This is a genomic window from Phreatobacter sp., assembly GCF_027532945.1.
In the GTDB taxonomy this organism is placed as follows: domain Bacteria; phylum Pseudomonadota; class Alphaproteobacteria; order Rhizobiales; family Phreatobacteraceae; genus Phreatobacter.
In genome coordinates, this window is sequence record NZ_JAPZTZ010000017.1 from 1 (window position 1) to 22,932 (window position 22,932).

The window sequence follows — 22,932 nt, forward strand, 5'->3', positions numbered from 1 at the left end:
TCATCGCGCAGTTGCCGCAATGGTTCGAGCACTACAACACCGTTCACCCGCATAGCGCGCTGGGATATCGTTCCCCGCGCGAGTTCATCAACGAGCGCTCAAGCCGGGAGGCGCTGTCCGGAACTTAAGGGGCGACAACACTGCAAGGCAGTCCCGTCTATATCGCAGTGACGACACGTGAATGGCGCCCCGGCGGCGCCGCGACCTGCGAGGACCACCATGAAGAACCCCCTGGACCGTCGGCGCTTCCTCGCGTCGATGATTGCATGTCCGGCCTGCGCCTCTGCGGCTCTCGCCCAGAGCCCGCTGCCACACTGGGAGTATGACGGCGCCCGCGGCGCAGAGAATTGGGGGCAGCTCGACAACAGGTTCCAGGCCTGCGCAGTGGGCAGCCAGCAATCGCCCATCGACCTGAAGGGCGCTGTCCGAGCCGATGTCGGCGGGCTTGATATCCGGTGGGAACCGCAGCCGTTCGAGGTCGTCAATAACGGCCACACGATCCAGGCCAATGCGGAGGCCGGGAGCCGCCTGACACTCGGGCGGACCGCTTACGAGCTGAAGCAGTTTCATTTCCACACGCCCAGCGAACACGCATTCGACGGCAGGAGGACGGCCATGGAGGCTCACTTCGTCCATGCCGCGTCCGATGGCAAGCTGGCCGTGGTCGGCGTGCTGATGACCGCTGGCAAGAAGCACGACGCCTTTGCCGAGATCATGAAGGCCGCGCCGAAGAGGGAAGGGGAGGCCAAGCTTCGCCGGCCGATCAACGCCCGCAGTTTCCTCCCCGAAGCCAGGGAATTCTTCCGCTACGAGGGCTCCCTGACCACGCCGCCCTGTTCCGAGACCGTGAACTGGAACGTCCTCCGCTCCACCATCGAGGTGGCGGCGAGCGACATCGATACGTTCAAGGGCCTGTTTCCCATGAACGCCCGCCCGCTGCAGGCGGCAAACCGCCGCTTCCTGCTGCGGAACCGGTAGAGCCAGCCGGCCGTCGCACAGCAGCCCGCCCCTCCCCCATACCAGCAGGGCGCCCGGCAACGGGTGCTGCTTCGAAAACCTTGCCCGGAAGGTTCCCCCAAGGGGCTTTCCCGAGGCCAATAGAGGAGTGTCCCCATGAGAACGACGCAGGATAACCTCGCCGGGCGGCCCATCCGCCTGGCGGACCGCCAATGCGCCCGCAGCGGCCTCACACAAGCTGCCATTTGTCTGGCGCTTGCCCTCGCCCTCGGCGCCTGCTCGGTGTCGCGCGACGCCGCCCGGTCGGCCACCGGGCAGACCTCCGGCCAGGTTGAGCCGAAAGTGCCGGTCAGGGACTATCCGAGCCAGCACTGATCGGCACGCCCCGGGGCCCCTTTGTCCGGTGGAGGGGCCCGCCGTTGTATGACGTCGAGGATCTTGGCCGCGGGTGCAACACTGCGAGGGGACCGTAACCAGCCGCCCCCGGCGAAGTCCGGAGATCGACAAAAATCATCGCAGGCGTCATGTGTTTCCGTTAGGGCACGTCAGATCGTGCGCCTGACGCGGCACAGGGGCAGCCTTCTTGCGTATTCTGGTCATCGAAGACGAAGTGCATATCGCCCGGGACATCCGTGACAGTCTGGTTGACGCAGGCTATCTGGCGGACCTCGCCCGCGACGGCGAGGACGGGTGGTACCGCGGCGACAGCGAAACCTTCGATGCGGTCGTCCTTGATCTCGGCTTGCCGGTCCTCGACGGCCTGACCATCCTCAGGCGGTGGCGTCGCTCGGGTCGGATGATGCCCGTGGTTATTCTGACGGCGCGGGACGGCTGGCGCGAAAAGGTCGATGGTATCGATGCCGGGGCCGATGACTACCTGGTCAAGCCGTTCCAGATGGAGGAATTGCTGGCGCGGATCCGCGCGGTGACCCGGCGCGCGGCCGGCCACAGCTCGCCGATCCTCTGCCGAGGCGTGCTTGAAGTCGATACGCGGCGCCGGGCCGTCAGCCTCGAAGGACGCGAGGTCGCCATGAGCCCCCTCGAATACCGGCTGCTCTCCTATCTCATGCACCATCAGGGGCGCGTCGTGTCCCAGGGGGAACTGTCCGAGCACATCTATGACCAGGACGCGGACCACGACTCCAATGCCATCGAAGTTCTGGTATCCCGCGTCCGCCGAAAGGTAGGCAGCGAACTGATCGAGACACGGCGCGGCCACGGATACATCGTCAGCCAGATCGAGGGCGCGCCATGATCTCGTTGCATCGACGGCTGCTGCTCACGGCAGCCGTCGTGCTCACCGCGGTCTTCGTCCTGATGGCGGGGGTCCTCAACTATGCTTTCGATCGCGCGGTGCGCGCCCACACCTATGCCGAGCTCGATGACCGCATCGGCGGACTGGCCCGGGGGCTGCACTCCGGTGCCGATGGCGGTCTGTTCCTGTTGCGGCTGCCGCATGATCCCCGGTTCGATGTGATCGCGGGCGGCCTCTATTGGCAGATCGGCACCGCCGACCGGGTCGTCCTGAGGTCGGGCTCGCTCGGCGCGCTCGACCTCGCATGGCCGGACATCTGGCCGCAGGTCGGCGGCAAGCGCGTGGCGGTGATGGCCGGGCCACGGGACCAGGAACTGCTCGCGGTGGAACGTGCCGTGCCGGTCGAGACCCCATCGGGGCCTTCCGAGGCGCGGATCATGGTCGCCATCGACGATGCGGAGCTGGTCGAGGCCCGCCAGGGCTTCCTCGCGGCCATTGTCCCTTCCCTGGCCGGGATTCTCATCCTGCTCGTGGCCGGCCTCTGGGGCTTCCTCCGGTTTGGACTGGCGCCGCTGAATCAGCTTCAGGGGGCGATTGCCGATGTCCGCGCCGGCACCCGGCCAACGATCTCGGGAGAGTTTCCCCGGGAGGTGCAGCCGCTCGTTGATGAAGCCAATGCCCTCATCGCGGCCCGGGCCAAGGACCTCGTCCAGGCGCGCGCCCGGGCCGGCGATCTCGCCCATGCGATCAAGACGCCGCTGGCTGTGATCGATGTCCATGTCAGGCGGCTGCGGTCGGAAGGGCAGCTGGACATTGCAGATCCCATCGCCCTCGAACTCTCGCATATGGACGGGGTCGTCCGACGGGAGCTCGCCCGGGCAAGAGCGAATATCCACGCCGCAAGCCGGCAGGGGCGGACAGAGGTCGGCCCCATCCTGAAGCGAACCTGCACGGCCTTGTCGAAGGTGGGGCGTGGACGCGAACTCAGCTTCAACATCGACTGCGACCGGTCCATCGCGGTGCTCATGGACGAGACTGACCTTCTGGAGATCACCGGCAATCTCGTCGAGAACGCGGCCAAATGGGCCCAATCGGCGATCCGGGTTTCAGCCAGGCGCGGCGACGACGGGTCTGCCCGGCTGGAGGTGACGGACGACGGACCCGGGCTTTCTCCCCAGGACATCATGGCCGTCCAGGCGCGGGGAGTCCGACTGGACCAGACTGTTCATGGTACCGGCCTCGGCCTCGGGATCGTGCGCGACCTTTGCGATCTCTATGGTGCCGAACTGCTTCTCGACCGAGCCCCTGCGGGTGGGCTCCGTGCGGTGGTCGCCTTTCCCGCCGAGCGGGTTGCCTGACTTTCGTGTCGGGCTCGGCCTTGCCGGCAGTCGCAGCAAGCCCTGCAGGACGATCCAAGGTTTCTCAGAAGCGTCCGCCGGTGTCGAAGCCGTCACCACCGCCCGACGAACCGCCTGACGAGCCGCCGCCGCTCCAAGAGCCGCCGGACGAGCTGCCACCGGACGAGCTGCCACCGGACGAGCCTCCGCCCCAGCTACCGCCGCCGCCCCAGCTGCCGCCACCCCAATTGCCGCCACCCCAGTTGCCATCGTCCTGGCGCTGCCAGCGGCGGCCCTGTTCCATGCGGCCCCAATAGTCGGCGCCGGTGATGACACCGGTGACGAGGCCGCGCAGCAGGGCGCCGACCACGTCGTTGGAGAAGACCGAGCCATCGGCGTCGTAGCGGCGCTGGCGGAAGCCGTTCGCCACCTGCGAGACCTCGCCCTTGCGGCGCGACAGCTCGGCGAGCTCGGCCCTCTGCCGTCGCGTGTCGAGCGCAAGCCGCTCCTGCTCGTCGCGCAGGGCGCGGATCCGGCCGACCAAGGCCTCGTCCTCGGGCGAGGGCGTGCGCAGGGCCTCGGCATAGAGGCGGTCGAGGTCTTCGCGGCGCAGCGCCTCGGCGAGGGTGCCCACGGCCTGGCGGAAACGGTCGTCCTCGCCGCGGGCGAAGGCGGCCGCCTTGTCGTCGAGGTCCTTGTGCCTTTGCTCGGCGGCGGCGCGGGTGGCGTCGAGCCGTTCCAGCTCGGCATGGAGCTTGCCGATCTCGGCCTCCGCGGCATCGCCGCCGGTGCCGAGGAAGGCCTCCCGCTCCATGGCCTTCAGCCGCTCGGTTGCCTCCACCGCGGCGGCGGCGCTGCGGTTGGCATGTTCCCGGAGCCGCTTGGGGATCTCGGTGAGGCGGGCATAGTTTGGACGGGCGTTGTTGTAGTCGACGAGCCTTGCCACCCAGCCATCGAGCAGCCGGGCGATGTTGCCGGCCTCATAGGCGCCCGTCGCGTAGGACCGGCGCCACAGATACATGAACAGCGCATCGTCCTCGTAGGGCTTGCGCTTGGCCTCGAGCTCCTCCTCGGCGAGCTTCGCCTTCTTGTCGGCCTCCTCGGCGACCCTGACGAGGCGTTCGGCCTCGGCCTTGCCGGCGAGATAGTCGGTCTTTGCGGCGAGGCCGATCTGGGCGGCATTGGCCACCGCCTCGCGCTTCTCGGCGGAGTCGTCGAGGCGACGGGTCGCCTGCTGGCGCTCGTCGGCGATGCGGTCGATCTCCGCTTCTACCGCGGTGATCTCGGCATCCAGCTTGTTGCGGTCGTTGAGGCGCAGCGCCAGCATGGCGCGCACGTCGGTGGCGAGCTGGGCGAGCGTGCCGCCGAGCGCCCCGGCCGCATTGAGGCGGAAGGCGGCGAGGCCGCGGAAGGCCTCCGCCTCCTCAGCCCGCGCCTCGGCCACGCGTCGCGTCGCCGTGTCGAGGCGCGCATTGGCGTCGGCCTCGGCCCGGCGGATTTCGGCGAGGGCGCTCTCGATGCCGCCGAGGGCGGAATGTCCGGGAATCATGGCGGCTCGTCCTACCAGTCGAGAATGGCGCCGCCGGGCAGCGCCTCGCGCCAGACCGGTTCGAGCTGCCCGCGGGCCTTGCGGCCGAGGATGGCGTTCTGGACGATGCCGTCGTCGCGCTTGTCGGCCTCGACGCGGCGATAGAGGCTCTCGGGAACCCTGACGCCCCACTTGGTTACGGTCCGCGTCGTGCCATCTTCCTCCGAGGTGACGGGCCTTGCGATGGCCCGACCGTCCCGGCCGATGGCCTCGACGATGACATAGTAGTTCATGGCGCCTGGGTTGCGACGCGGGCGGCGCCAGACGCCGGTGGATTCGCCGGGGCGTGAGACGATGCGCAGGTCATATTCGAGGCGAAGGTCGTCGCGCAGGGCCTCCAGGGAGGCGACCGCGGCGCGGGCGGCAGCCGCCTTGCCGTCGCGGGCCGCCGTCTCGCCGTCCATGACGAGGGCCGCGGCGCGCTGGCGCACGGCGTCGGAGCCGGCCTCGCGGGTGATGTCGGTGGAGAGGCGGGTGATGGCGGCGGGGATGGTCTGGGTCAGCTCGACGCGGGCCGAATAGCCCTCATAGGCAAGCCATCCCGCGCCGATGACGACGGCCGCGAGGGCGCCGAGGGCCCATTTGCCCCAGCGCTCACGGGTCACGTAGAGCCGGGCGAGCTTCAGCGACAGGCTGTCGCGCGGTGGCTTGTAGGTGAAGCGCTCCTCGCGCAGCGCCTTGACGCCCTGGCGCAGGATCTCGTCCGGCACCGCGATGCCCTGGCTGCGATAGACGGCGCGCAGGCGCTCGATCAGGTCCTCCTCACGGTCGCTCTCGGCGAGTTCCCGCTCGGTGATCTTCTGGTCGTGGCGCAGCGTGTCGACGACGTCCATGGCGAGCATGACGTCGTCGAGCTTGGAGGACTGCCTCTCGGGCGCCGGGGCGGCCGCGGCGGGAGCGAGAGCGGTATCTGTCATGAAGCGGACCCTCGGTCAGCGGCGGCGGCAAGGCTGGCGGGCGTCAGGCCCGCCTCACATGCCGAGCGCCGCGCCCTTCTCGGCGAGAGCCGAGAGCCGGCGCTTGCCGTCCTCGACCACGTCGCGGATCTCCTTGGAGTTCTGCGTCGACTGCTTGCGCATCTCGTAGATGATCTCGCCGGACTTCTCCTGGAACGAGACGACGCTCTCCACCAGCTTCTTCACGGCATCGGCGCGGATGGTCGGTCCGTAGCCGGCTCGTAAAGCCTCTTCCTGCACCTTGTCGCCGATCTCGGACAGGGTCTCCAGCGACTTGGAGACGCCCTCCTTCATCTCGTTGAGGGTGCGGGTCGATTCATGCAGGCCCTGCAGGCCGGTGAAGGAGGCCTTCAGCGCGGTCAGCACGGCATCGTTGGTGGAGAAGAAGGAGATGGCCTGGGCATAGACGCGCTCCTTGGCGTTCGTCGTCTGCATCAGGCGCGCCATGATGACCTCGGAGGTGTTGTAGCCGATGGTCAGGTTGTCGGAGAGGTCCTTGGCGATCTGGAAGCGCTTCTCCTCGTCCTGCATCTCGCGCAGCCTGCTGTCGCGGACGAGTTCGAGATTGGCGCGCTCGGCGGGCACCGAGCCGGCATAGGCGGCCACTGCCTCGGAGGCGGCCTTCAGCTCGGCCTGCTTCTCCTGCAGCTTGGCGTCGGCCTTCTGCAGAACCTCGAGGGCGAGGACCTCGGCCTGTTTCAGCGCGCCGCGGAAATCGCGATAGGCGTCGAGAATGGTCTGCTCGCGCTGGATCTGGTCCTTGGTGGCGCGGGCGACGTCGAGATAGGTGGTGCGGATGCTGTCGAAGCGGGTGGCGATGTCGCCGCGGCGCACCTTGGTCCAGACGTTCTCAAGCCGTTCGAAGGTCGAGAGCTTGCCATCGGCGAGCTGGTCGACCATGCGCTTGGCATCGTCACGGATCGAGTTGAAGCTCTTGGTGATGAGCTCGTAGCGCTCGCCGACCTCCATGCCGGCGACCTGGTTGCGCACCACCTCGTTGAAGACGCCGACCTGGTTGAGGGTGCGGGCGATCATGGTGACGCGCCCCTCGTCGAGGTCGGAGATCTTCTGCAGCAGCGGGATGATCGGCTGCTCGTCGATCTTGGCGGGCATGAGCCCGAGATCGCGCAGGACCCCGGTGGCGCGGTCGAGATATTGCATCGCCGAGGGCACGACCGTCGTCGTGGTTCCGGTCGGGGCGGTGGTGGTGGGCGTCGTCATCACATCGCTCATGGGGCCAGAACCGGCCTGACGCCGGCGGCCTCAATGTGATGGCGGCATGTGCCGATGGCAAGACAGCCGCGCGGCTGCGTCGCGGCTGTTTCAGCGGCGGGCGTTGCGGACGATGGTCCCGGCGACCTGCTGGGCCATGCAATCGTGGCCGGCGGCGCTGAGATGAAGGCCGTCGAAGGCGATCAGGCCGTCGAAGGCTGGGCGGTTCGATTGGGCGAGCTGGAACATGGCCTGGTAGCGCCGGACCACCGGCACGCCGGCCCGCGCGCCCTCGGAGGCGATGAGCGCGGCGAATTCGCCGGTGCGCGGGCGACCTTCGGCCCAGCGGGAATATTGCGGATCGACCAGCAGGGCGTCGGCATTCGCCGCACGGATGGCGGCGAGGCCGGCGGTGATGGTGGCGCGGAAGGCCTCGGCCGAGACGCCGAAATTGGCGTCGTTGGTGCCGAGCTGCCAGACGACGAGGATCGGCTGATGCTGGGCGAGCTCGGCCCGCAGGCGGCCCGCCGCGCCCGAGGCGGTCTCGCCGGAGACGCCGGAGACGACGACCTCGACGGTGGTATCGGGCCAGCGCGCCTTCACCATCGGGCCGAGGCGATGGGCGAAACCGGCTCCGCCCGCGCCGACGCCGGCGGTGGTCGAGGAGCCGATGGCGAGGATGCGCACGGGCTGGCGGGCCTTGAGGCGCGCTGTCGTGCGCGGCAGCGCGCCGGAGGCCGTCGCCGTGGCGATGGAGGGAACGGTGCAGAGGGCGGAGGCGGGGGATGTGGCGGTGCCGGCGACCAGGAGCGCGGCGAGGGCGATGCCGAGATGGGGCAGGCGACGACGGAGCATACGGGGAACCCCGAAAAAACCTGCTGCGACCGATAGCCGAGACGGACCGTGTCGGCAATCACGTTGGGGTTGTTTTTGGCCGTTTTCCGCCGTTTTCAGCCCTTCCGGGAGGGTCCGAGGACGATCCGCGCCGCAAGCGGCAGGAGCAAGGCGATGCCGACGAAGCGGACGAGATGGTGGGCGCCGACGAAGGCGGGGTCCATGTCGAGGACGAAGGCGAGGATGGCCATGGCCTCGATGCCGCCAGGGGCATAGGCGAGGATGACCTTGCCGGCGGGCAGGCCGGTGATCAGGGCGACGGCGAGGGCGACGACCAGCGTGACGGCGACGCCGACGACGAAGGCGCCGATGGAGGCTCGGAGCAGCTGGCGCAGCTCCACCAGCGAGGTGCCGGCGAAGCGTGCGGCGATGATGAGGCCGATGACGATGAAGCCAAGCGTCATCAGCGGCTCGGGCACGCCGACCGTCACGAGGCCGGTGCCGTGCAGCACGGCGCTTGCCAACATGGCGCCGACGGTCGCGCCTCCGGGTACGCGCAGGCGCTCCATGCCGAGGCCGCAGCTCGCCGACAGCACGGCGAGGAGCAGGAGTTCACCGGCCGTGTCCGTGGTGGCAGCCGGGGCGGGCGGCATGGGCACGCCGCCGAGGCCGGCGAGCGTCAGCAAGCCGGGCAGGGCCGCGACCAGCAGGACGAGTCGGAAGCTCTGGATCACGGCGACCGCGCGGGTGTCGGCGCGGGAGGCGAGCGTCATGGCCATGACGTAGCTCAGCGCGCCCGGAATGGAGGCGAAGAAGGCCGTGTTGCGGTCGAGGCGCTCCACCCGCTGCAGATAGAGCGTGATGCCGGCGATGATGGCCGGGACCAGGACGGCAAGGCCTGCCATGGAGACCGGCCAGGTCATCATCAGGCGCAGGGTGTTCGGCGTCACCGCCGAGCCCATGATCGTGCCGAAGAGCAGGAAGATGCCGGTGGCGATGGGGCCAGGCACCGCCACGGTGAAGCCCGCCAGCGCCATGACCGTGGTCGCGACCAATGCTCCCGACATCCAGGCGGCCGGAAGGCCGAGCCACGCGAAAATCCAGCCGCCGACAGCCCCGACGAGGCCGGGCAGCGCAAAGGTCCGGAGAAAGTGGAGAACCGAAGCGGGCATCACCTCGCCCGCTTCGCACGAAGCGGCGGGCGAGGCAAAGCCACGGGCGAATGCCTGCTGCGCGGGGCGCGCCGGTCAATCCTTCAGCCTGACCTCCAGCGCCTCGATCCGGTCGGCCTCGCCCGGCGGCTTGTCCCAGCGGATGCGGGCGATGCGCGGAAAGCGCATGGCGACGCCCGACTTGTGCCGCGTCGAGCGCTGCAGGCCCTCGAAGGCGATCTCCAGCACCAGCCCCTCGGTGGCGCTGTGGACGACCTCGCGCACCGGGCCGAAGCGGTTGATGGTGTTGTTGCGCACGAAGCGGTCGAGCTGGCCGAGCTCCTCGTCGGTGAAGCCGAAATAGGCCTTGCCGACCGGCACCAGCTCGTCGCCGGATGGGCCGGCGCGCCAGACGCCGAAGGTGAAGTCGGAATAGAAGCTGGAACGCTTGCCGTGGCCGCGCTGGGCGTACATCAGCACGCAGTCCACCGCCATCGGGTCGCGCTTCCACTTGTACCAGAGGCCCTTGGGGCGCCCCGGCATGTAGGCGGACTGGAGCTGCTTGATCATCAGCCCCTCGATGGCCTCGGCATCCTCGCCCGCTGCGGCGGAGGCCGGATCGAGGCGGGAGGCGGCGAGCGCGTCCCAGGAGTCGAAGGGGACGAGGGGGGAGAGGTCGACCCGCGGCGAGCCGATGCTGCCGACGAAGGCCTCCAGCAGCGCGCGGCGGGCGGCGAAGGGCCTGTCGCGCAGGTCCTCGCCATCGGCGACGATGAGGTCATAGGCGCGGATATGGGCGGGGAAGTCGGCCAGCATGGCCGGCGTCACCTGCTTGCGGTTGAGGCGCTGTTGCAGGACGTTGAAGCTCTGCACGCGGCCCTCGCGCAGCACCAGCAGCTCGCCGTCGATGGCGCCGTTGAAGCTCATGGCCTCGGCAAGGTCCGGGAAGGCGGCGGAGATGTCCTCGCCGGTGCGGGAATAAAGCCGGGCGACCCGCCGCCCGTCGGGCAGGGTGCCGGCGGCGGCCTGGACGCGGATGCCATCCCATTTCCACTCGGCGGCGAAGTCGGCAGGGTCGAGCTTGGCGAAATCCTCGTCCTCGATGCCATGGGCGAGCATGGGCGGTCGGAAGGGCGCGGGATCGATGGCCTCCGGGCGCGGCCCGCGGCCCTCGACCCAGGCGAAGAGCTCCTCGTAGGGCGGCTTGAGCCCCGGCCAGACCAGCTCGATCTCGTCGGGGTCGCGATCGCCCAGCGCCGCCACTGCCGTCTTGGCGAGGCGGGCGGAGACGCCGATGCGCAGCGCGCCGGTGATAAGCTTGAGCAGGGCCCAGCGTCCGGTCTCGTCGAGATGGTCGAGCCAGCCGGCAAGGATGCGCGGCAGCGCGGTCTTGGATGTGGAGGCAAGCGTTGTGACGACCTCGGAGAGGGTCGGAGGCGGCTCGTTCCGCGCGGGACCTTCGGGTGCCGGCCACATCAGCGCGACGGTCTCGGAGAGGTCGCCGACATAGTCATAGGAGAGGCCGAAGAGGACAGGATCGGTGCGCTCGGCGATGAGGCCGCGGATGAGGCCCGCCTTGGCATTGCGGAAGGAGAGGGCGCCGGTCATGGCGGCGAGGGCGAAGCCGCGCTCCGGATCGGGTGTCGAGCGGAAATGGTCGGCGATCAGTGCCAGCTTGGCGTTGCGGCGCGGCTCATAGGCGAGGCGGTCGAGAAGGGCGGCGAAGCGGTTCATGCCGCCGGCTCCGTGCTGGCGGGGGCGAGGTCGGCGGGCTCCGCCTCGCCCTCCTCGCCATAGCCGACGAGGCGCAGCGGCCGCGCCTTCAGGCCCACCGTGCCGCACCAGTGGACGAGGGCGTCCTCCTGGCCATGGGTGACCCAGACCTCCGAGGCCCCCGTCTCGCGGATGGTCTCGCGCAGCTCGTCCCAGTCGGAATGGTCGGAGATGATCAGCGGCAGCTCGACGCCGCCCTGCCGGGCGCGCGCTCTCACTCGCATCCAGCCGGAGGCGAAGGCGGTGACCGGGTCGGGGAAGCGGCGGGCCCAGACGTCCTTCATGGAGCCGGGTAGGCAGAGCAAGACGGCGCCGCCCAGCGCCTTGCGGTCGGCGGCCTTGACGAGGCGCACCTCGCCGAGGTCGATGCCCTCCGCCTCGTAGAAGCGCGTCAGCTTCTCGGCCGCGCCATGCATGTAGATCGGCTGGTCCCAGCCGGCGGCGCGCACCAGCGACATGACCCGCTGCGCCTTGCCCAGCGCATAGGCGCCGACGAGATGGGCGCGGTCGGGGAAGAGCCGCAGCGAGGCGAGGAGCTTGGCCACCTCCGCCGCCGGATCGGGATGGCGGAAGACCGGCAGGCCGAAGGTCGCCTCGGTGATGAAGACGTCGCAGGGCACGACCTCGAAGGGCTCCGCCGTCGGGTCGCGTCCGCGCTTGTAGTCGCCGGAGGCGACGATGGTGAGGCCCTTCCAGCTCACCGCGATCTGCGCCGAGCCGAGGATGTGGCCGGCGGGATGGAAGGTGAAGGTGACGCCGTTGATGGTGACAGGCCGCCCCCAGTCCGCCGCCTGCACCGTGCCGGCGAAGTTCTCGCCGTAGCGGATCGCCATGATCTTCAGCGTCGCGGCGGTGGCGAGCACCGCCCCATGGCCGGGCCGGGCATGGTCGGAATGGCCGTGGGTGATGAGCGCCCGCTCCACCGACCGGACCGGGTCGATATAGACATCGGCCGGCGGACAATAGAGGCCCCGCGGCGTCGGCTGGAGAAGGTCGTCGGGGCGCATCGGGGACGGGTGGCTCTTCACGAAAAGGGGAACGGGCGGGCGTCCCGGGCTTTTGCGTCGGGCTGCATTGTGGACTAGATAAACGCCATGTCGACCCGGACGGTTCAGCAGCCTTCCTCCAGCGTCCCGCGCCTCGCCAAATGGGCGACCGCGGCGGGCGTTGCCGCGCTGTTCCTCGCCTCGGGTCTCCTCTGGTGGACGCAGGGCGCCAAGGTCTTCCTCGACACGCTCGCCGCCGGCCTCGCCTGGTGCTTCTGAGCCTGCCATGACCGACAAGACACCCTCGCCCGCCAGGGGCCCGCGCTCCATCGCGCTGCTGCTCTCGCTCGCTCTCCTGGTCGGCGGCCTCGGCATTCTCGCTGCCGTGGTGCATTTCACCATGCCGCGCGGCGGCCAGCTCGCCTCCAGCCCCTCGGCGATCGGCGGCGCCTTCGCCCTCACCGACCAGACCGGCAAGGCGGTGAGCGAGCAGGACCTGATGGGCAAGCCGAGCCTCGTCTTCTTCGGCTTCACCCATTGCCCGGACATCTGCCCGACCAAGCTCTTCGAGATCACCCAGATCCTCGACCAGCTCGGGACGGATGCCACCAAGGTCAATGTGGTCTTCATCACCGTCGATCCGGCGCGCGACACGACGGAGCTGCTCTCGACCTATCTCGGCAGCTTCCATGCCGTTATCCGCGGCTTCACCGGCACGGAGGAGCAGGTCACGGCGGCGATGCGCGCCTACCGGGCCTATGCGCGCAAGGTGCCGCTGGATGCCGGTGGCTACACGATGGACCACACGACCTTCGTCTATCTGATGGACCGGCGCGGCCAGTTCGTCTCGACCTTCGACGTGGCGCGCGACCCGGCGAAAGCCGCGCAGGACCTGCGCCGCTATCTCTGATCGGGCGGTGCCCACTACCGTTCCCCCTTCGTTCGTGAAGCGCCGCCGAATCACCTAAGGTGGCGGCATGTCCGACATCCTTCTTGTCATCGGCGGCCGCCCCGTCACGGCCGGCGAACTCGTCCTCGGCCTCCTCGGCTTCGCGGTCCTGCTGCTCGTCGTGGTCTTCGTGGCGCTGCGCCGGCAGGCCGCCGCCCAGGCGCTGGAGGCCCAGCGCTCCGTCATCCACGCCCAGGAGCTGGAGGAGCGGATGGGAGAGATGACCCGCATTCAGTCCGAATTGACCGGCCGGCTCCAGGCCATGGCTGAAGGGCTCGGATCGCGCCAGAACGACCTCGCCAAGCAGCTCGGCGACCGGCTCGACGGCATGACGACCCGGATCGGCCAGTCGCTGGAGGGCCAGTCCAAGTCGACGATGGAGAACCTCGGCAAGCTCAACGAGCGGCTCGCCGTCATCGACAATGCCCAGCGCAACATCACCGACCTTGCGGGCCAGGTGGTGACGCTGAAGGACGTGCTCGCCAACAAGCAGGCGCGCGGCGCCTTCGGCCAGGGGCGCATGGAGGCGATCCTCACCGACGCCCTGCCGCGCAACGGCTTCCAGCTGCAGCCGACGCTGTCCAACGGCAAGCGTCCCGACGCGGTCATCCGCCTCGCCGGTGACAGCCGCGGCCTCGTCGTCGACGCCAAGTTCCCGCTGGAGGCGGTGACGCTGTGGCGCGAGGCCAAGGCCGAGGAGGTCAAGCGGCTCGCCGCCCAGCGGCTCAGGCAGGACCTCTCCGTCCACATCAAGGACATCGCCGAGAAATACCTGCTCGCCGGCGAGACGCAGGACGTCGCGCTGATGTTCGTGCCCTCGGAGGGCATCTATGCCGACCTCAACGAGTTCTTCGACGACGTGATGCAGAAGGCCTTCCGGGCCCGCGTGCTGGTCGTCTCGCCCTCGCTGCTGATGCTGGCGGTGCAGGTGGTCCAAGGCCTCCTGAAGGATGAGCGGATGCGCGAGGAGGCCCGCGTCATCCAGAAGGAGGTCTCGCTGCTGCTCGATGATGTCGGGAGGCTGACGGATCGGGTGCTCAACCTGCAGAAGCATTTCGGCCAGGCGCAGGACGATCTCGGCCAGATCATCACCTCGTCGGAGAAGATCACCAGGCGGGGGGCGCGTATCGAGGCGCTGGAATTCGACGAGCCGGCGGTCCAGCCACCGCTGGCCAAGCTGCCGCTGAAGGGGTCGATGGCGGCGGAGTGAGGGAAAACAGTGCCTGACGCATGGCAGGCCCGCCCGCCTCACCCCTCCTTCGCGAGACCGTCCCAGAACGCCTTGGCGCGGGCGAAGAAGCCGGCGGTCTCCGGCTGGGTGTCCTTGGAGCTCTCCTTCTCGAACTCCGCCAGCAGCTCCTTCTGCCGCTTGGTGAGGTTGCGCGGGGTCTCCACGTCGACCTGGACATAGAGGTCGCCCAACGCCTTGGAGCGCAGCACCGGCATACCCTTGCCCGACAGGCGGAAGCGCTTGCCGGACTGGGTGCCCTCGGGGACCTTCACCTGGGCGCGGCCGCCGTCGATGGTCGGCACCTCGAAGGTGCCGCCGAGCGAGGCGGTGACCATGGAGACCGGGGCGCGGCAATAGAGGTCCTGGCCGTCGCGCTGGAAGAAGGCGTGCGGTTCGATGGACAGGAAGATGTAGAGGTCGCCTGTCGGGCCGCCGCGGAAGCCCGCTTCGCCCTCGTTGGCGAGGCGGATGCGGGTGCCGTCCTCGACGCCCGAGGGAATGTTCACCGAGAGCACGCGCTCGCGGGTGACGCGGCCGGCGCCCGAGCAGGAGGCGCAGGGATCCTCGATGACCTGGCCGCGGCCCTGGCAGGTCGGGCAGGTGCGCTCGATGGAGAAGAAGCCTTGCGAGGCGCGGACGCGGCCATGGCCGCCGCAGGTGCCGCACGTCTTCGGCTTGGAGCCGGGCTTGGCGCCGGTTCCCGAGCAGGCCTCGCAGGACACCGTGGTGGGAATGCGGATCTGGGCGGACTTGCCGGCGAAGGCTTCCTCCAGGGTGATGTCCATGTTGTAGCGCAGGTCGGCGCCGCGCTCGCGTCCGCCGGACGAGCCGCGGCGACGGCCGCCGCCCATGCCGAACAGCTCCTCGAAGATATCGGACATGGAGGAGGCGAAGTCGCCGCCAAAGCCGGGATGGCCGCCACCGCCGCCATTCTCGAAGGCCTGGTGGCCGAAGCGGTCATAGGCCGCGCGCTTCTGGCCGTCGGACAGCACCTGATAGGCCTCGTTCAGCTCCTTGAACTCGGCCTCGGCCTTCTCGTCACCGGTATTGCGGTCGGGATGGCACTGCATCGCCTTCTTGCGGAAGGCCGATTTCAGGGCCGCCTCGTCGGCGTCCCGGGGGACACCGAGGATCTCGTAATAGTCGCGCTTGGACATCGACAGTCGCTCTCGCCCCTCGTCAAGCGAAGGCCCCCGGAACAATGTCCGGGGGCTCGATGGGTAGGCCCTTCAGGCCTTACGCGCTCTTCTTCTTGTCGTCCTTCACTTCCGTGAAGTCGGCATCGACGACATCGTCCTTCTTCGGCTGGGCGCCGCCCTCGGCTTCCGCCTGCTGGGCCGCATACATGGCCTCGCCGAGCTTCATGGAGGCCTGCGCCAGAGCGTTGGTCTTCTCCTTGAGGGCCTCGGCATCCTCGCCCTTGACCGCTTCCTTCACGGCCGCCAGCGCGTCCTCGATGGCCTTGCGCTCAGGTTCCCCGACCTTGGCGCCATGCTCGGCAAGTGCCTTCTCGGTCGAATGAACGAGGCCGTCGGCCTGGTTCTTCGCCTCGGCGAGCTCCTTGCGCTGCTTGTCCTCGGCCGCATGGGCCTCGGCGTCCTTCACCATCTTCTCGATGTCGGAATCGGACAGGCCACCGGAGGCCTGGATGCGGATCTGCTGCTCCTTGCCGGTGCCCTTGTCCTTGGCCTGGACGTTGACGATGCCGTTGGCGTCGATGTCGAAGGTGACCTCGATCTGCGGCACGCCGCGCGGCGCCGGCGGCAGGCCCACCAGGTCGAACTGGCCGAGCATCTTGTTGTCCGCCGCCATCTCGCGCTCGCCCTGGAAGACCCGGATCGTCACCGCGTTCTGGTTGTCGTCGGCGGTGGAGAAGACCTGGCTCTTCTTGGTCGGGATCGTGGTGTTGCGGTCGATCAGGCGGGTGAAGACGCCGCCGAGCGTCTCTATGCCGAGGGACAGCGGGGTCACGTCGAGCAGCAGGACGTCCTTCACGTCACCCTGCAGCACGCCGGCCTGGATCGCGGCGCCGATGGCGACGACCTCGTCCGGGTTGACGCCCTTGTGCGGCTCCTTGCCGAAGAACTGCTTCACGACCTCCTGGACCTTCGGCATGCGGGTCATGCCGCCGACGAGAACAACCTCGTCGATCTGGCCCGCGGAGATGCCGGCGTCCTTGAGGGCCTTCTTGCAGGGCTCCATGGTGCGCTGGATGAGATCGTCCACCAGCGCCTCGAACTTGGCGCGGGTGAGCTTCAGCTGCAGGTGCTTCGGGCCCGAGGCGTCTGCGGTGATGAAGGGCAGGTTGATCTCGGTCTGCGTCGAGGACGACAGCTCGATCTTGGCCTTCTCGGCCGCTTCCTTCAGGCGCTGCAGGGCGAGCTTGTCCTTGCGCAGGTCGATGCCCTGCTCCTTCTGGAACTCGGCCGCCAGGTAGTCGACGAGGCGCATGTCGAAGTCCTCGCCGCCGAGGAACGTATCGCCGTTGGTCGACTTCACCTCGAAGACGCCGTCGCCGATCTCGAGGATCGACACATCGAAGGTGCCGCCGCCGAGGTCGTAGACCGCGATGGTGCCGTTGGACTTCTTGTCGAGGCCATAGGCGAGGGCCGCCGCCGTCGGCTCGTTGATGATGCGCAGCACCTCAAGGCCGGCGATCTTGCCAGCGTCCTTGGTGGCCTGGCGCTGGGCGTCGTTGAAATAGGCGGGAACGGTGATGACCGCCTGGTCGACGCTCTGGCCGAGATAGGCCTCCGCCGTCTCCTTCATCTTCATCAGCGTGAAGGCGGAGATCTGCGAGGGCGAGTAGGCCTTGCCCTCGACCTCGACCCAGGCGTCGCCGTTGCCGGCGCGGGCGATCTGGTAGGGGACGAGCTTCTGGTCCTTGGTAACGGTCGGGTCGTCGAAGCGACGGCCGATGAGGCGCTTCACCGCGAAGATGGTGCGCTCGGGGTTCGTCACCGCCTGGCGTTTGGCCGGCTGGCCGACGAGGCGTTCCTCGTCGGTGAAGGCGACGATGGACGGCGTCGTGTTGGCGCCTTCCGAATTGATGATGACCTTCGGCGTGGTGCCTTCCATGACGGCCACGCAGGAATTCGTCGTACCCAGGTCGATGCCGATGACCTTGCCCATGGTCTACTCCTTCTCAAGCGGATCGGCCGGGCCCGAAGCACCCGTGATGCTCACGCGCCGGGACGAAGAGGGATTTTCGTTCCGGCCGCTCGCGCCGACCCCTTCGTCAAGCGGGGTTTGCAAGCTGGTGGTGACTGGCGAAAGCCGCGGCGCCCTGCCGCTTTCCGCCTGTTGGGCCGGATATAGGGGGGGCACCATGGCGCCGCAAGCGTCCGCGTCACGTCGCCGTGAGGGAATCTTTCGACCTGGGGATACCGGCAGGACCACCGGCGAGTGCGTCCCGCGCGCAACATCGCGGCAGCGTCGTGCCGAACTTGTACCGTGCGTAATGACGCTGAGTCGGGCGCAGGTTATGTGTCGGCTCCGAACTGTGGATGATTCATGCCCCGCCGCGCCGCACTCCTGCTGATTCTGACGCTCGCCGTTCCCTCCGGGCCGGCGCTGGCGCAGCTGCAGTTGCCGGGTGCCGTGAACCCCACGCCACAGGGGGCTGCGACGCCGGGCGGTGCCGGTGCCCGCCCGATCGGTGATCCCTCCGTGCCGCGCACGGTCTCGGGCCCGCCGCTGCGGCGCTGGGAGGAGGGTCTGCCCGGCCGCACGCTGCGCTTCCTCGGCCAGCATGGGTCCATGGTGATCAGCCGCACCGGGGCCGGCGCGCAGGCGGGCTACACGATCGCCGCCACCAACATCGTCGGGCGCCGCGGCAACGATATCCGCAATATGTGCGCGCCCGACCTCAATGGCGGCAGGCCGGTGACGCTGACGCCGGCGGGCCGGCCGGAGGGGCTCGCGCGCTACCAGGCCGCTTTCCCCGGCTGCACCATCATTCTTGACCTGATGGCGGATGCCGCCTTCGTTTCGGCGCCGGGCGGGGTCTGTACCTTCGACGATTGCGTCTTCGACCCGTCCGGGCTCTGGGGGCCGAACGACCGCGAGATCCCCGCGGATCGCGAGATCGAGCGTGCGCGCGGCGTCGCCGAACGCAAGCTCAACGATGCCCGCCGCATCCTTCAGGAGCGCCTGCGCAGCACGCCCGAGGGCCGGCAGTTCCTGCAGGAGCAGGCGGCCTTCCCGGCAAACCGCGAGCGGCTCTGCCGCAATTACGGCACCTCCGATATCGGGCCTGGCTTTTGCGCGCTGAAGTTTACCGAGGCGCGTGCCGAGAAGCTCACCGCCATGGTCGGCGGGCCGTCCTCCGACGCGCCTCCGCGCCCCGCCCGCCCGCGCCCGCCGCCGCAGAACCCGGCGCCCGCCCCGCAGCAATGAGCGCGGTTCCGGTCGTTCCGGGCTGCACCTGGTATCCGGGCTATTGCGATGGTGAGGCGCAGCGCCGCCTCGTGGACACGCTACGCGAGATCCTGCATGTCGCGCCGCTGTTCCAGCCGGTCATGCCGCGCACGGGGCAGCCCTTTTCGGTGAAGATGACCAATCTCGGGTCGCTCGGCTGGGTGTCGGATCGCGAGGGCTATCGCTACCAGCCGCTGCATCCGGTGACGGCCGAGCCCTGGCCGCCGATCCCCACCGAGATCATGGCGATCTGGGAGGCGGTATCGGGCTATCCGCATCCGCCGCAGGCCTGCCTCGTCAACTGGTACGGGCCGGGCGCGCGGATGGGCCTTCATCAGGATCGGGACGAGGAGGATTTCGATGCGCCGGTCGTGTCGCTGTCGCTCGGCGAGACCGGGCTGTTCCGCATCGGCGGCACGGTGCGCGGTGGCAAGACCGTGCCGGTGAAGCTCGCCTCGGGCGACGTGCTGGTCTTCGGCGGCGCGGCGCGGCTCGCCTATCACGGGGTGGACCGGCTCATCCCCGGGACCAGCGGCCTCTTGAAGGATGGCGGGCGCATCAACCTGACGCTCCGGCGCGTGACGAAGCCTGCGGTTTAAGCACCGGCCTGCTCCAGTCGATCAAGACCGTCACGGTTATGGGTCCGGTCGCCCGTTCATGCACCATTCCCCTCCCCCCGCTTGCGGCGGGGAGGGGTCAGGGGTGGGGGCCTTCCGGGGCATGGCATTCCATCCCCCCACCCGGCCCTCCGCTGCCGCTCGGGCCACCCTCCCCGCCGCTCTGCGGGGGGAGGGGAGCCGCGATCCTCAACTCGCGGGCGCGGTGACCGGCTTCATCAGGCCGAGCACGGCGCCGGCCGGATCCTCGACCACAGCGATGCGGCCGACATTCGGAATGTCCATGGGTGGCTGGAGGACCTGGCCGCCGCTGGCGGTGGTGGCCGACACGGCGCGGTCGAGGTCGTCGACCTGGACGTAGGACAGCCAGCCGGGCTGGCTTTCAGTGTCCTGCGGGTCCATCGGCATGATGCCTGCGGTCGGCGTGCCGTCGGGGGCGCGGGCAATCCAGTACTCGCCATCGGGCATGGGGAAGGGCTCGAACGTCCATCCCAGGGTCTGGCCATAAAAGGCCTTCGCCTTGGCAATGTCGTTCGTCATCAGTTCGTTCCAGTTGAACCGGCCGCTCATGCGGGTCTCCTCCCATGTATGCGCGCGGGAGGACGACCTCCCCCCGCCAGTCGCGAGAGGATCATGGTCGGATGGCAGCCCGGCGACAATGAGGCGGCGCCGGTCATGTGCCGTTCAGGTGATGAGCCGCGACAGGACTTTCGCCGTGTAGTCCACCATGGGCACGATGCGCGCATAGTTCAGCCGGGTCGGGCCGATGACGCCGAGCACGCCGACGATGCGGCTCTGGCCGTCGCGATAGGGCGCCACCACCATGGAGGAACCGGAGAGCGAGAAGAGCTGGTTCTCCGAGCCGATGAAGATGCGCACGCCGTCGGCGGTCTCGGCCCGGCCGAGGAGGTCGACGAGGTCGCGCTTCGATTCGAGGTCGTCGAACAGCAGGCGGATGCGCTCGAGGTCCTCCATGGCCTTGAGATCACCAAGCAGGTTCGCTTGGCCGCGGACGATGAGCTTGCGCTCGGTCGGATCGCCGCCGGACCAGGAGGCGAGGCCCGCCTGCACCAGCTTCTGCGTCAGCCCATCCAGTTCCTGGCGCGACTGGTCGAGGCTCGATTGCAGCTCGTTGCGCGCATCGGCGAGGGTTCGGCCGCGGATATGGGCGTTGAGGAAGTTCGAGGCCTCGATCAGCGCCGAGGGCGGAAGGCCCGCCGGGATCGGCACGATGCGGTTCTCGACCTGGCCATCCTCGGACACGAGCACGACGAGGGCGCGCTCCGGCTCGATGCGGACGAACTCGATGTGCTTCAACCGGACATTGCTTTTCGAGGACAGCACCACGCCGGCGCCGCGCGACAGGCCGGAGAGGAGCTGCGTCGCATCCGCCAGCACGGTTTCGAACGATTGCTGCCGGGCGGAGGCCGCCACCTGCGCCTCAATGGCCTGGCGCTCTTCCTGGGCGAGGTCGCCGAACTGCATGAGCGCGTCGACGAAGAAGCGCAGGCCCCGTTCGGTCGGCATCCGGCCAGCGGAGGTGTGCGGCGCATAGATGAGGCCGGCCTCCTCGAGGTCCTGCATGACGTTGCGGACCGAGGCCGGCGACAGCGTCATCGGGATGATCTTGGAGATGTTGCGCGAGCCCACCGGCTCGCCGGTGGCAAGATAGCTCTCGACGATCTGCCGGAAGATCTCGCGGGAGCGTTCGTCGAGCCGGGCCAGCGCCGAAGGGGCACCGGCGGTCGGATCGGGATTCTGGCGCGGGAACTCGGCTGACAAGGGGCAAACCTCCAGCAGCGAATTTGGGCCTGCCGGGCCCGCCGATCAAGCATTCTGTTGGCGGGCCCCCGGCTGAGCGTCCTTGCCGCCCCGGCCGTTCGGCCCTATGACCGCCCGACCCGGCCCCCTTCGCCCCAGGATCACGCCCATGCGTCCCTCGAAACGCGCCCCCGATGCGCTGCGCCCCGTCTCGCTGGAGCGCGCCGTCGCCCGCTACGCGGAGGGCTCCTGCTTCGTGAAGTTCGGCAACACCCACGTGCTCTGCACCGCCTCGCTGGAAGAGAAGCCGCCGCCGTGGCTGCGCGGCCAGGGCCGCGGCTGGGTGACAGCGGAATATTCCATGCTGCCGCGGGCGACGCTGGAGCGCACCCGCCGTGAATCGACCTCCGGCAAGCCCTCGGGCCGCACCCAGGAGATCCAGCGGCTGATCGGCCGGTCGCTGCGCACCATCGTTGACCTGCAGGCGCTTGGCGAGCGGCAGATCACCATCGATTGCGACGTGATCCAGGCCGACGGCGGCACCCGCACGGCCGCCATCACCGGCGCCTGGGTGGCGCTGCACGACTGCATCGCCTGGATGACGGCAAGGTCCATGCTCAAGGTGAACCCGATCCGCGACCATGTCGCGGCGGTGTCCTGCGGCATCTACCAGGGCACGCCGGTGCTCGACCTCGACTATGCCGAGGATTCGGACGCTGACACCGACGCCAATTTCGTCATGACCGGTGGCGGCGGCATCGTCGAGATCCAGGGAACGGCAGAGAAGACCCCCTTCAGCCAGGAGGAGCTCCTCAGCCTGCTCGACCTCGCGCGCGGCGGCTGCGCCCGCCTCGTCGACCTGCAGAAGACGGCGGTGGTCTGATCAGGCGATGCCGAGTTTCGCGCGGCCGAGGGCGTTCAGCGCCTCGCCGTCGGCGAAGACATAGCCACCCTCGACCAGCCGGGTCGTGTACTGCTTGTTGTACATGAAGGCCCAGATGATGTTGCTGATGCCAAGGGTGAAGAAGCTCAGCACCATGGTGACGAGGCCGATGACGATGTCGCCACGGAACAGGGCCGGGAAGCCGCCGAAGAAGAGCGTGGTCCAGGAAAAGCCCACCAGGCCCTTCTTCACCAAACCGGTCTGAGGATGCCTCATCATCACAGTCGTCGCCACGGATAGCCCCTTGAATGTACGAGCGAAATCGGTCGAATTCACTTGTGCATATGACCATACGGAAAGCACGATGTCACGCGCCATGACGGTACTGGAGGCTGGTATGCGCCTCGTGGTGGCCACCCATAATGCGGGCAAGCTCGCTGAATTCCGCGACCTGCTCGGACCGCACGGCGTCGAGCTCGTCTCGGCCGGCGATCTCGGCCTGCCCGAGCCCGATGAGACCGGCACGCTCTATGCCGAGAACGCGCTCATCAAGGCGCGCGCGGCGACGGATGCGACCGGCCTTCCCGCCATCGCCGACGATTCCGGCCTCGCCATTGACGCGCTGGACGGCGCACCGGGCCTGTTCACCGCGGACTGGGCGGGCAAGCCACGCGATTTCGCCGCCGCCATGGCGCGGGTGGACCGGGAACTCGCCCTGCGCGGCGTGACGACGGCGGGCGCGCGGGCGCATTTCGTCTCGGCGCTGGCGCTGACCTTCCCGGATGGCTCCGAGCGCATCTTCGAGGGGCGCGTCTTCGGCACACTCGCCTGGCCGCCGCGCGGGCCGAAGGGCTTCGGTTATGACCCGATGTTCCAGCCGGACGGCCATGCTCTGACCTTCGGCGAGATGACGGCCGAGGAAAAGCACGGTCTGCCGCCAAAGGGTGCCGGCCTGTCGCATCGGGCGCGCGCCTTCATCGCGCTGGAAAAGGCGGTGTTCGGCGGGTGAGCGTGGGTGAGGAG

Annotated in this window: 24 protein-coding genes; 12 read left to right on the plus strand and 12 right to left on the minus strand. The window is 68.9% G+C overall.

Translation table 11 applies throughout. From position 1 onward, the window contains the following. The 5 genes from O9344_RS13135 to O9344_RS13155 form a co-directional block, all read left to right on the plus strand. Window positions 1–128: integrase core domain-containing protein (locus O9344_RS13135; RefSeq protein ID WP_298478545.1), on the plus strand; the 128-nt coding region annotated here is incomplete at its 5' end. 91 nt (window positions 129–219) lie between these two features. After that, window positions 220–978, plus strand: coding sequence for a carbonic anhydrase family protein (locus O9344_RS13140; protein ID WP_298477883.1), 759 nt, complete (start codon window positions 220–222; stop codon window positions 976–978). Between the two features lie 135 nt (window positions 979–1,113). Further along, window positions 1,114–1,332, plus strand: a complete 219-nt coding sequence (locus O9344_RS13145; RefSeq protein ID WP_298477886.1) for a hypothetical protein — start codon at window positions 1,114–1,116, stop codon at window positions 1,330–1,332. Between the two features lie 208 nt (window positions 1,333–1,540). Further along, window positions 1,541–2,212, plus strand: a complete 672-nt coding sequence (locus O9344_RS13150) for a response regulator transcription factor (protein WP_298477888.1) — start codon at window positions 1,541–1,543, stop codon at window positions 2,210–2,212. 38 nt (window positions 2,213–2,250) lie between these two features. After that, window positions 2,251–3,570, plus strand: a complete 1,320-nt coding sequence (locus tag O9344_RS13155; protein ID WP_298477891.1) for a HAMP domain-containing sensor histidine kinase — start codon at window positions 2,251–2,253, stop codon at window positions 3,568–3,570. Between the two features lie 64 nt (window positions 3,571–3,634). Here the strand turns inward: O9344_RS13155 and O9344_RS13160 are convergent, their stop codons facing one another. The 7 genes from O9344_RS13160 to O9344_RS13190 form a co-directional block, all read right to left on the minus strand. Further along, window positions 3,635–5,098: a hypothetical protein gene (locus O9344_RS13160; protein ID WP_298477896.1), complete on the minus strand. Its 1,464-nt coding sequence runs from the start codon at window positions 5,096–5,098 to the stop codon at window positions 3,635–3,637. A gap of 11 nt (window positions 5,099–5,109) precedes the next feature. Continuing rightward, window positions 5,110–6,054 (minus strand): DUF6384 family protein, encoded by a 945-nt coding sequence (locus O9344_RS13165; protein WP_298477899.1) that lies wholly within the window; start codon window positions 6,052–6,054, stop codon window positions 5,110–5,112. Window positions 6,055–6,108: 54 nt separating this feature from the next. Next, window positions 6,109–7,314, minus strand: coding sequence for a cell surface protein (locus O9344_RS13170; RefSeq protein ID WP_298477901.1), 1,206 nt, complete (start codon window positions 7,312–7,314; stop codon window positions 6,109–6,111). Between the two features lie 102 nt (window positions 7,315–7,416). Beyond that, window positions 7,417–8,160, minus strand: a complete 744-nt coding sequence (locus O9344_RS13175) for an SGNH/GDSL hydrolase family protein (protein ID WP_298477903.1) — start codon at window positions 8,158–8,160, stop codon at window positions 7,417–7,419. Between the two features lie 95 nt (window positions 8,161–8,255). Then, complete coding sequence (locus O9344_RS13180) at window positions 8,256–9,311, minus strand: AbrB family transcriptional regulator (RefSeq protein WP_298477906.1); 1,056 nt, start codon at window positions 9,309–9,311, stop codon at window positions 8,256–8,258. Between the two features lie 75 nt (window positions 9,312–9,386). Further along, window positions 9,387–11,024 (minus strand): cisplatin damage response ATP-dependent DNA ligase, encoded by a 1,638-nt coding sequence (locus O9344_RS13185; RefSeq protein ID WP_298477909.1) that lies wholly within the window; start codon window positions 11,022–11,024, stop codon window positions 9,387–9,389. Beyond that, a complete protein-coding gene (locus O9344_RS13190) occupies window positions 11,021–12,070 on the minus strand; it encodes a ligase-associated DNA damage response exonuclease (protein ID WP_298477912.1) in 1,050 nt (349 codons plus the stop codon). The genes O9344_RS13185 and O9344_RS13190 overlap by 4 nt, the downstream gene beginning before the upstream one ends. Before the next feature lie 87 nt (window positions 12,071–12,157). Between O9344_RS13190 and O9344_RS13195 the strand changes: the two genes are divergently transcribed. The 3 genes from O9344_RS13195 (at window position 12,158) to rmuC (ending at window position 14,208) form a co-directional block, all read left to right on the plus strand. After that, the gene (locus tag O9344_RS13195; RefSeq protein WP_298477914.1) at window positions 12,158–12,328 is read left to right on the plus strand and encodes a hypothetical protein; all 171 of its coding nucleotides are present in this window, start codon (window positions 12,158–12,160) and stop codon (window positions 12,326–12,328) included. A gap of 7 nt (window positions 12,329–12,335) precedes the next feature. After that, window positions 12,336–12,959, plus strand: coding sequence for an SCO family protein (locus O9344_RS13200; protein ID WP_298477916.1), 624 nt, complete (start codon window positions 12,336–12,338; stop codon window positions 12,957–12,959). Between the two features lie 67 nt (window positions 12,960–13,026). Next, entirely contained in the window at window positions 13,027–14,208 is a 1,182-nt protein-coding gene (gene rmuC / locus O9344_RS13205; protein WP_298477919.1) for a DNA recombination protein RmuC, read from the plus strand. A gap of 38 nt (window positions 14,209–14,246) precedes the next feature. Here the strand turns inward: rmuC and dnaJ are convergent, their stop codons facing one another. Both dnaJ and dnaK read right to left on the minus strand, forming a co-directional pair. Next, window positions 14,247–15,386 carry a molecular chaperone DnaJ gene (gene dnaJ / locus O9344_RS13210; protein WP_298477922.1) on the minus strand — a complete coding sequence of 380 codons (1,140 nt, stop codon included), beginning with the start codon at window positions 15,384–15,386 and terminating at the stop codon, window positions 14,247–14,249. 79 nt (window positions 15,387–15,465) lie between these two features. Further along, a complete protein-coding gene (gene dnaK / locus O9344_RS13215) occupies window positions 15,466–17,361 on the minus strand; it encodes a molecular chaperone DnaK (RefSeq protein ID WP_298477925.1) in 1,896 nt (631 codons plus the stop codon). A gap of 381 nt (window positions 17,362–17,742) precedes the next feature. Between dnaK and O9344_RS13220 the strand changes: the two genes are divergently transcribed. Both O9344_RS13220 and O9344_RS13225 read left to right on the plus strand, forming a co-directional pair. Next, window positions 17,743–18,627 (plus strand): hypothetical protein, encoded by an 885-nt coding sequence (locus O9344_RS13220; protein ID WP_298477928.1) that lies wholly within the window; start codon window positions 17,743–17,745, stop codon window positions 18,625–18,627. Further along, complete coding sequence (locus O9344_RS13225) at window positions 18,624–19,247, plus strand: alpha-ketoglutarate-dependent dioxygenase AlkB (protein WP_298477931.1); 624 nt, start codon at window positions 18,624–18,626, stop codon at window positions 19,245–19,247. Before O9344_RS13220 ends, O9344_RS13225 begins: the two co-directional genes overlap by 4 nt. Window positions 19,248–19,454: 207 nt before the next feature. Here the strand turns inward: O9344_RS13225 and O9344_RS13230 are convergent, their stop codons facing one another. Together O9344_RS13230 and hrcA are read right to left on the minus strand one after the other, a co-directional pair. Further along, window positions 19,455–19,835: a VOC family protein gene (locus O9344_RS13230; protein WP_298477934.1), complete on the minus strand. Its 381-nt coding sequence runs from the start codon at window positions 19,833–19,835 to the stop codon at window positions 19,455–19,457. A gap of 114 nt (window positions 19,836–19,949) precedes the next feature. Beyond that, window positions 19,950–21,047 carry a heat-inducible transcriptional repressor HrcA gene (gene hrcA / locus O9344_RS13235; protein WP_298477937.1) on the minus strand — a complete coding sequence of 366 codons (1,098 nt, stop codon included), beginning with the start codon at window positions 21,045–21,047 and terminating at the stop codon, window positions 19,950–19,952. 148 nt (window positions 21,048–21,195) lie between these two features. Between hrcA and rph the strand changes: the two genes are divergently transcribed. Continuing rightward, entirely contained in the window at window positions 21,196–21,909 is a 714-nt protein-coding gene (rph, locus tag O9344_RS13240) for a ribonuclease PH (RefSeq protein ID WP_298477940.1), read from the plus strand. Here the strand turns inward: rph and O9344_RS13245 are convergent, their stop codons facing one another. Next, the gene (locus O9344_RS13245) at window positions 21,910–22,188 is read right to left on the minus strand and encodes a hypothetical protein (protein WP_298477943.1); all 279 of its coding nucleotides are present in this window, start codon (window positions 22,186–22,188) and stop codon (window positions 21,910–21,912) included. Between the two features lie 85 nt (window positions 22,189–22,273). Between O9344_RS13245 and O9344_RS13250 the strand changes: the two genes are divergently transcribed. Further along, on the plus strand, window positions 22,274–22,918 hold the full coding sequence (locus tag O9344_RS13250; protein WP_298477946.1) for a non-canonical purine NTP pyrophosphatase: 645 nt from the start codon (window positions 22,274–22,276) through the stop codon (window positions 22,916–22,918). The last annotated feature ends 14 nt before the right edge of the window (window positions 22,919–22,932 follow it).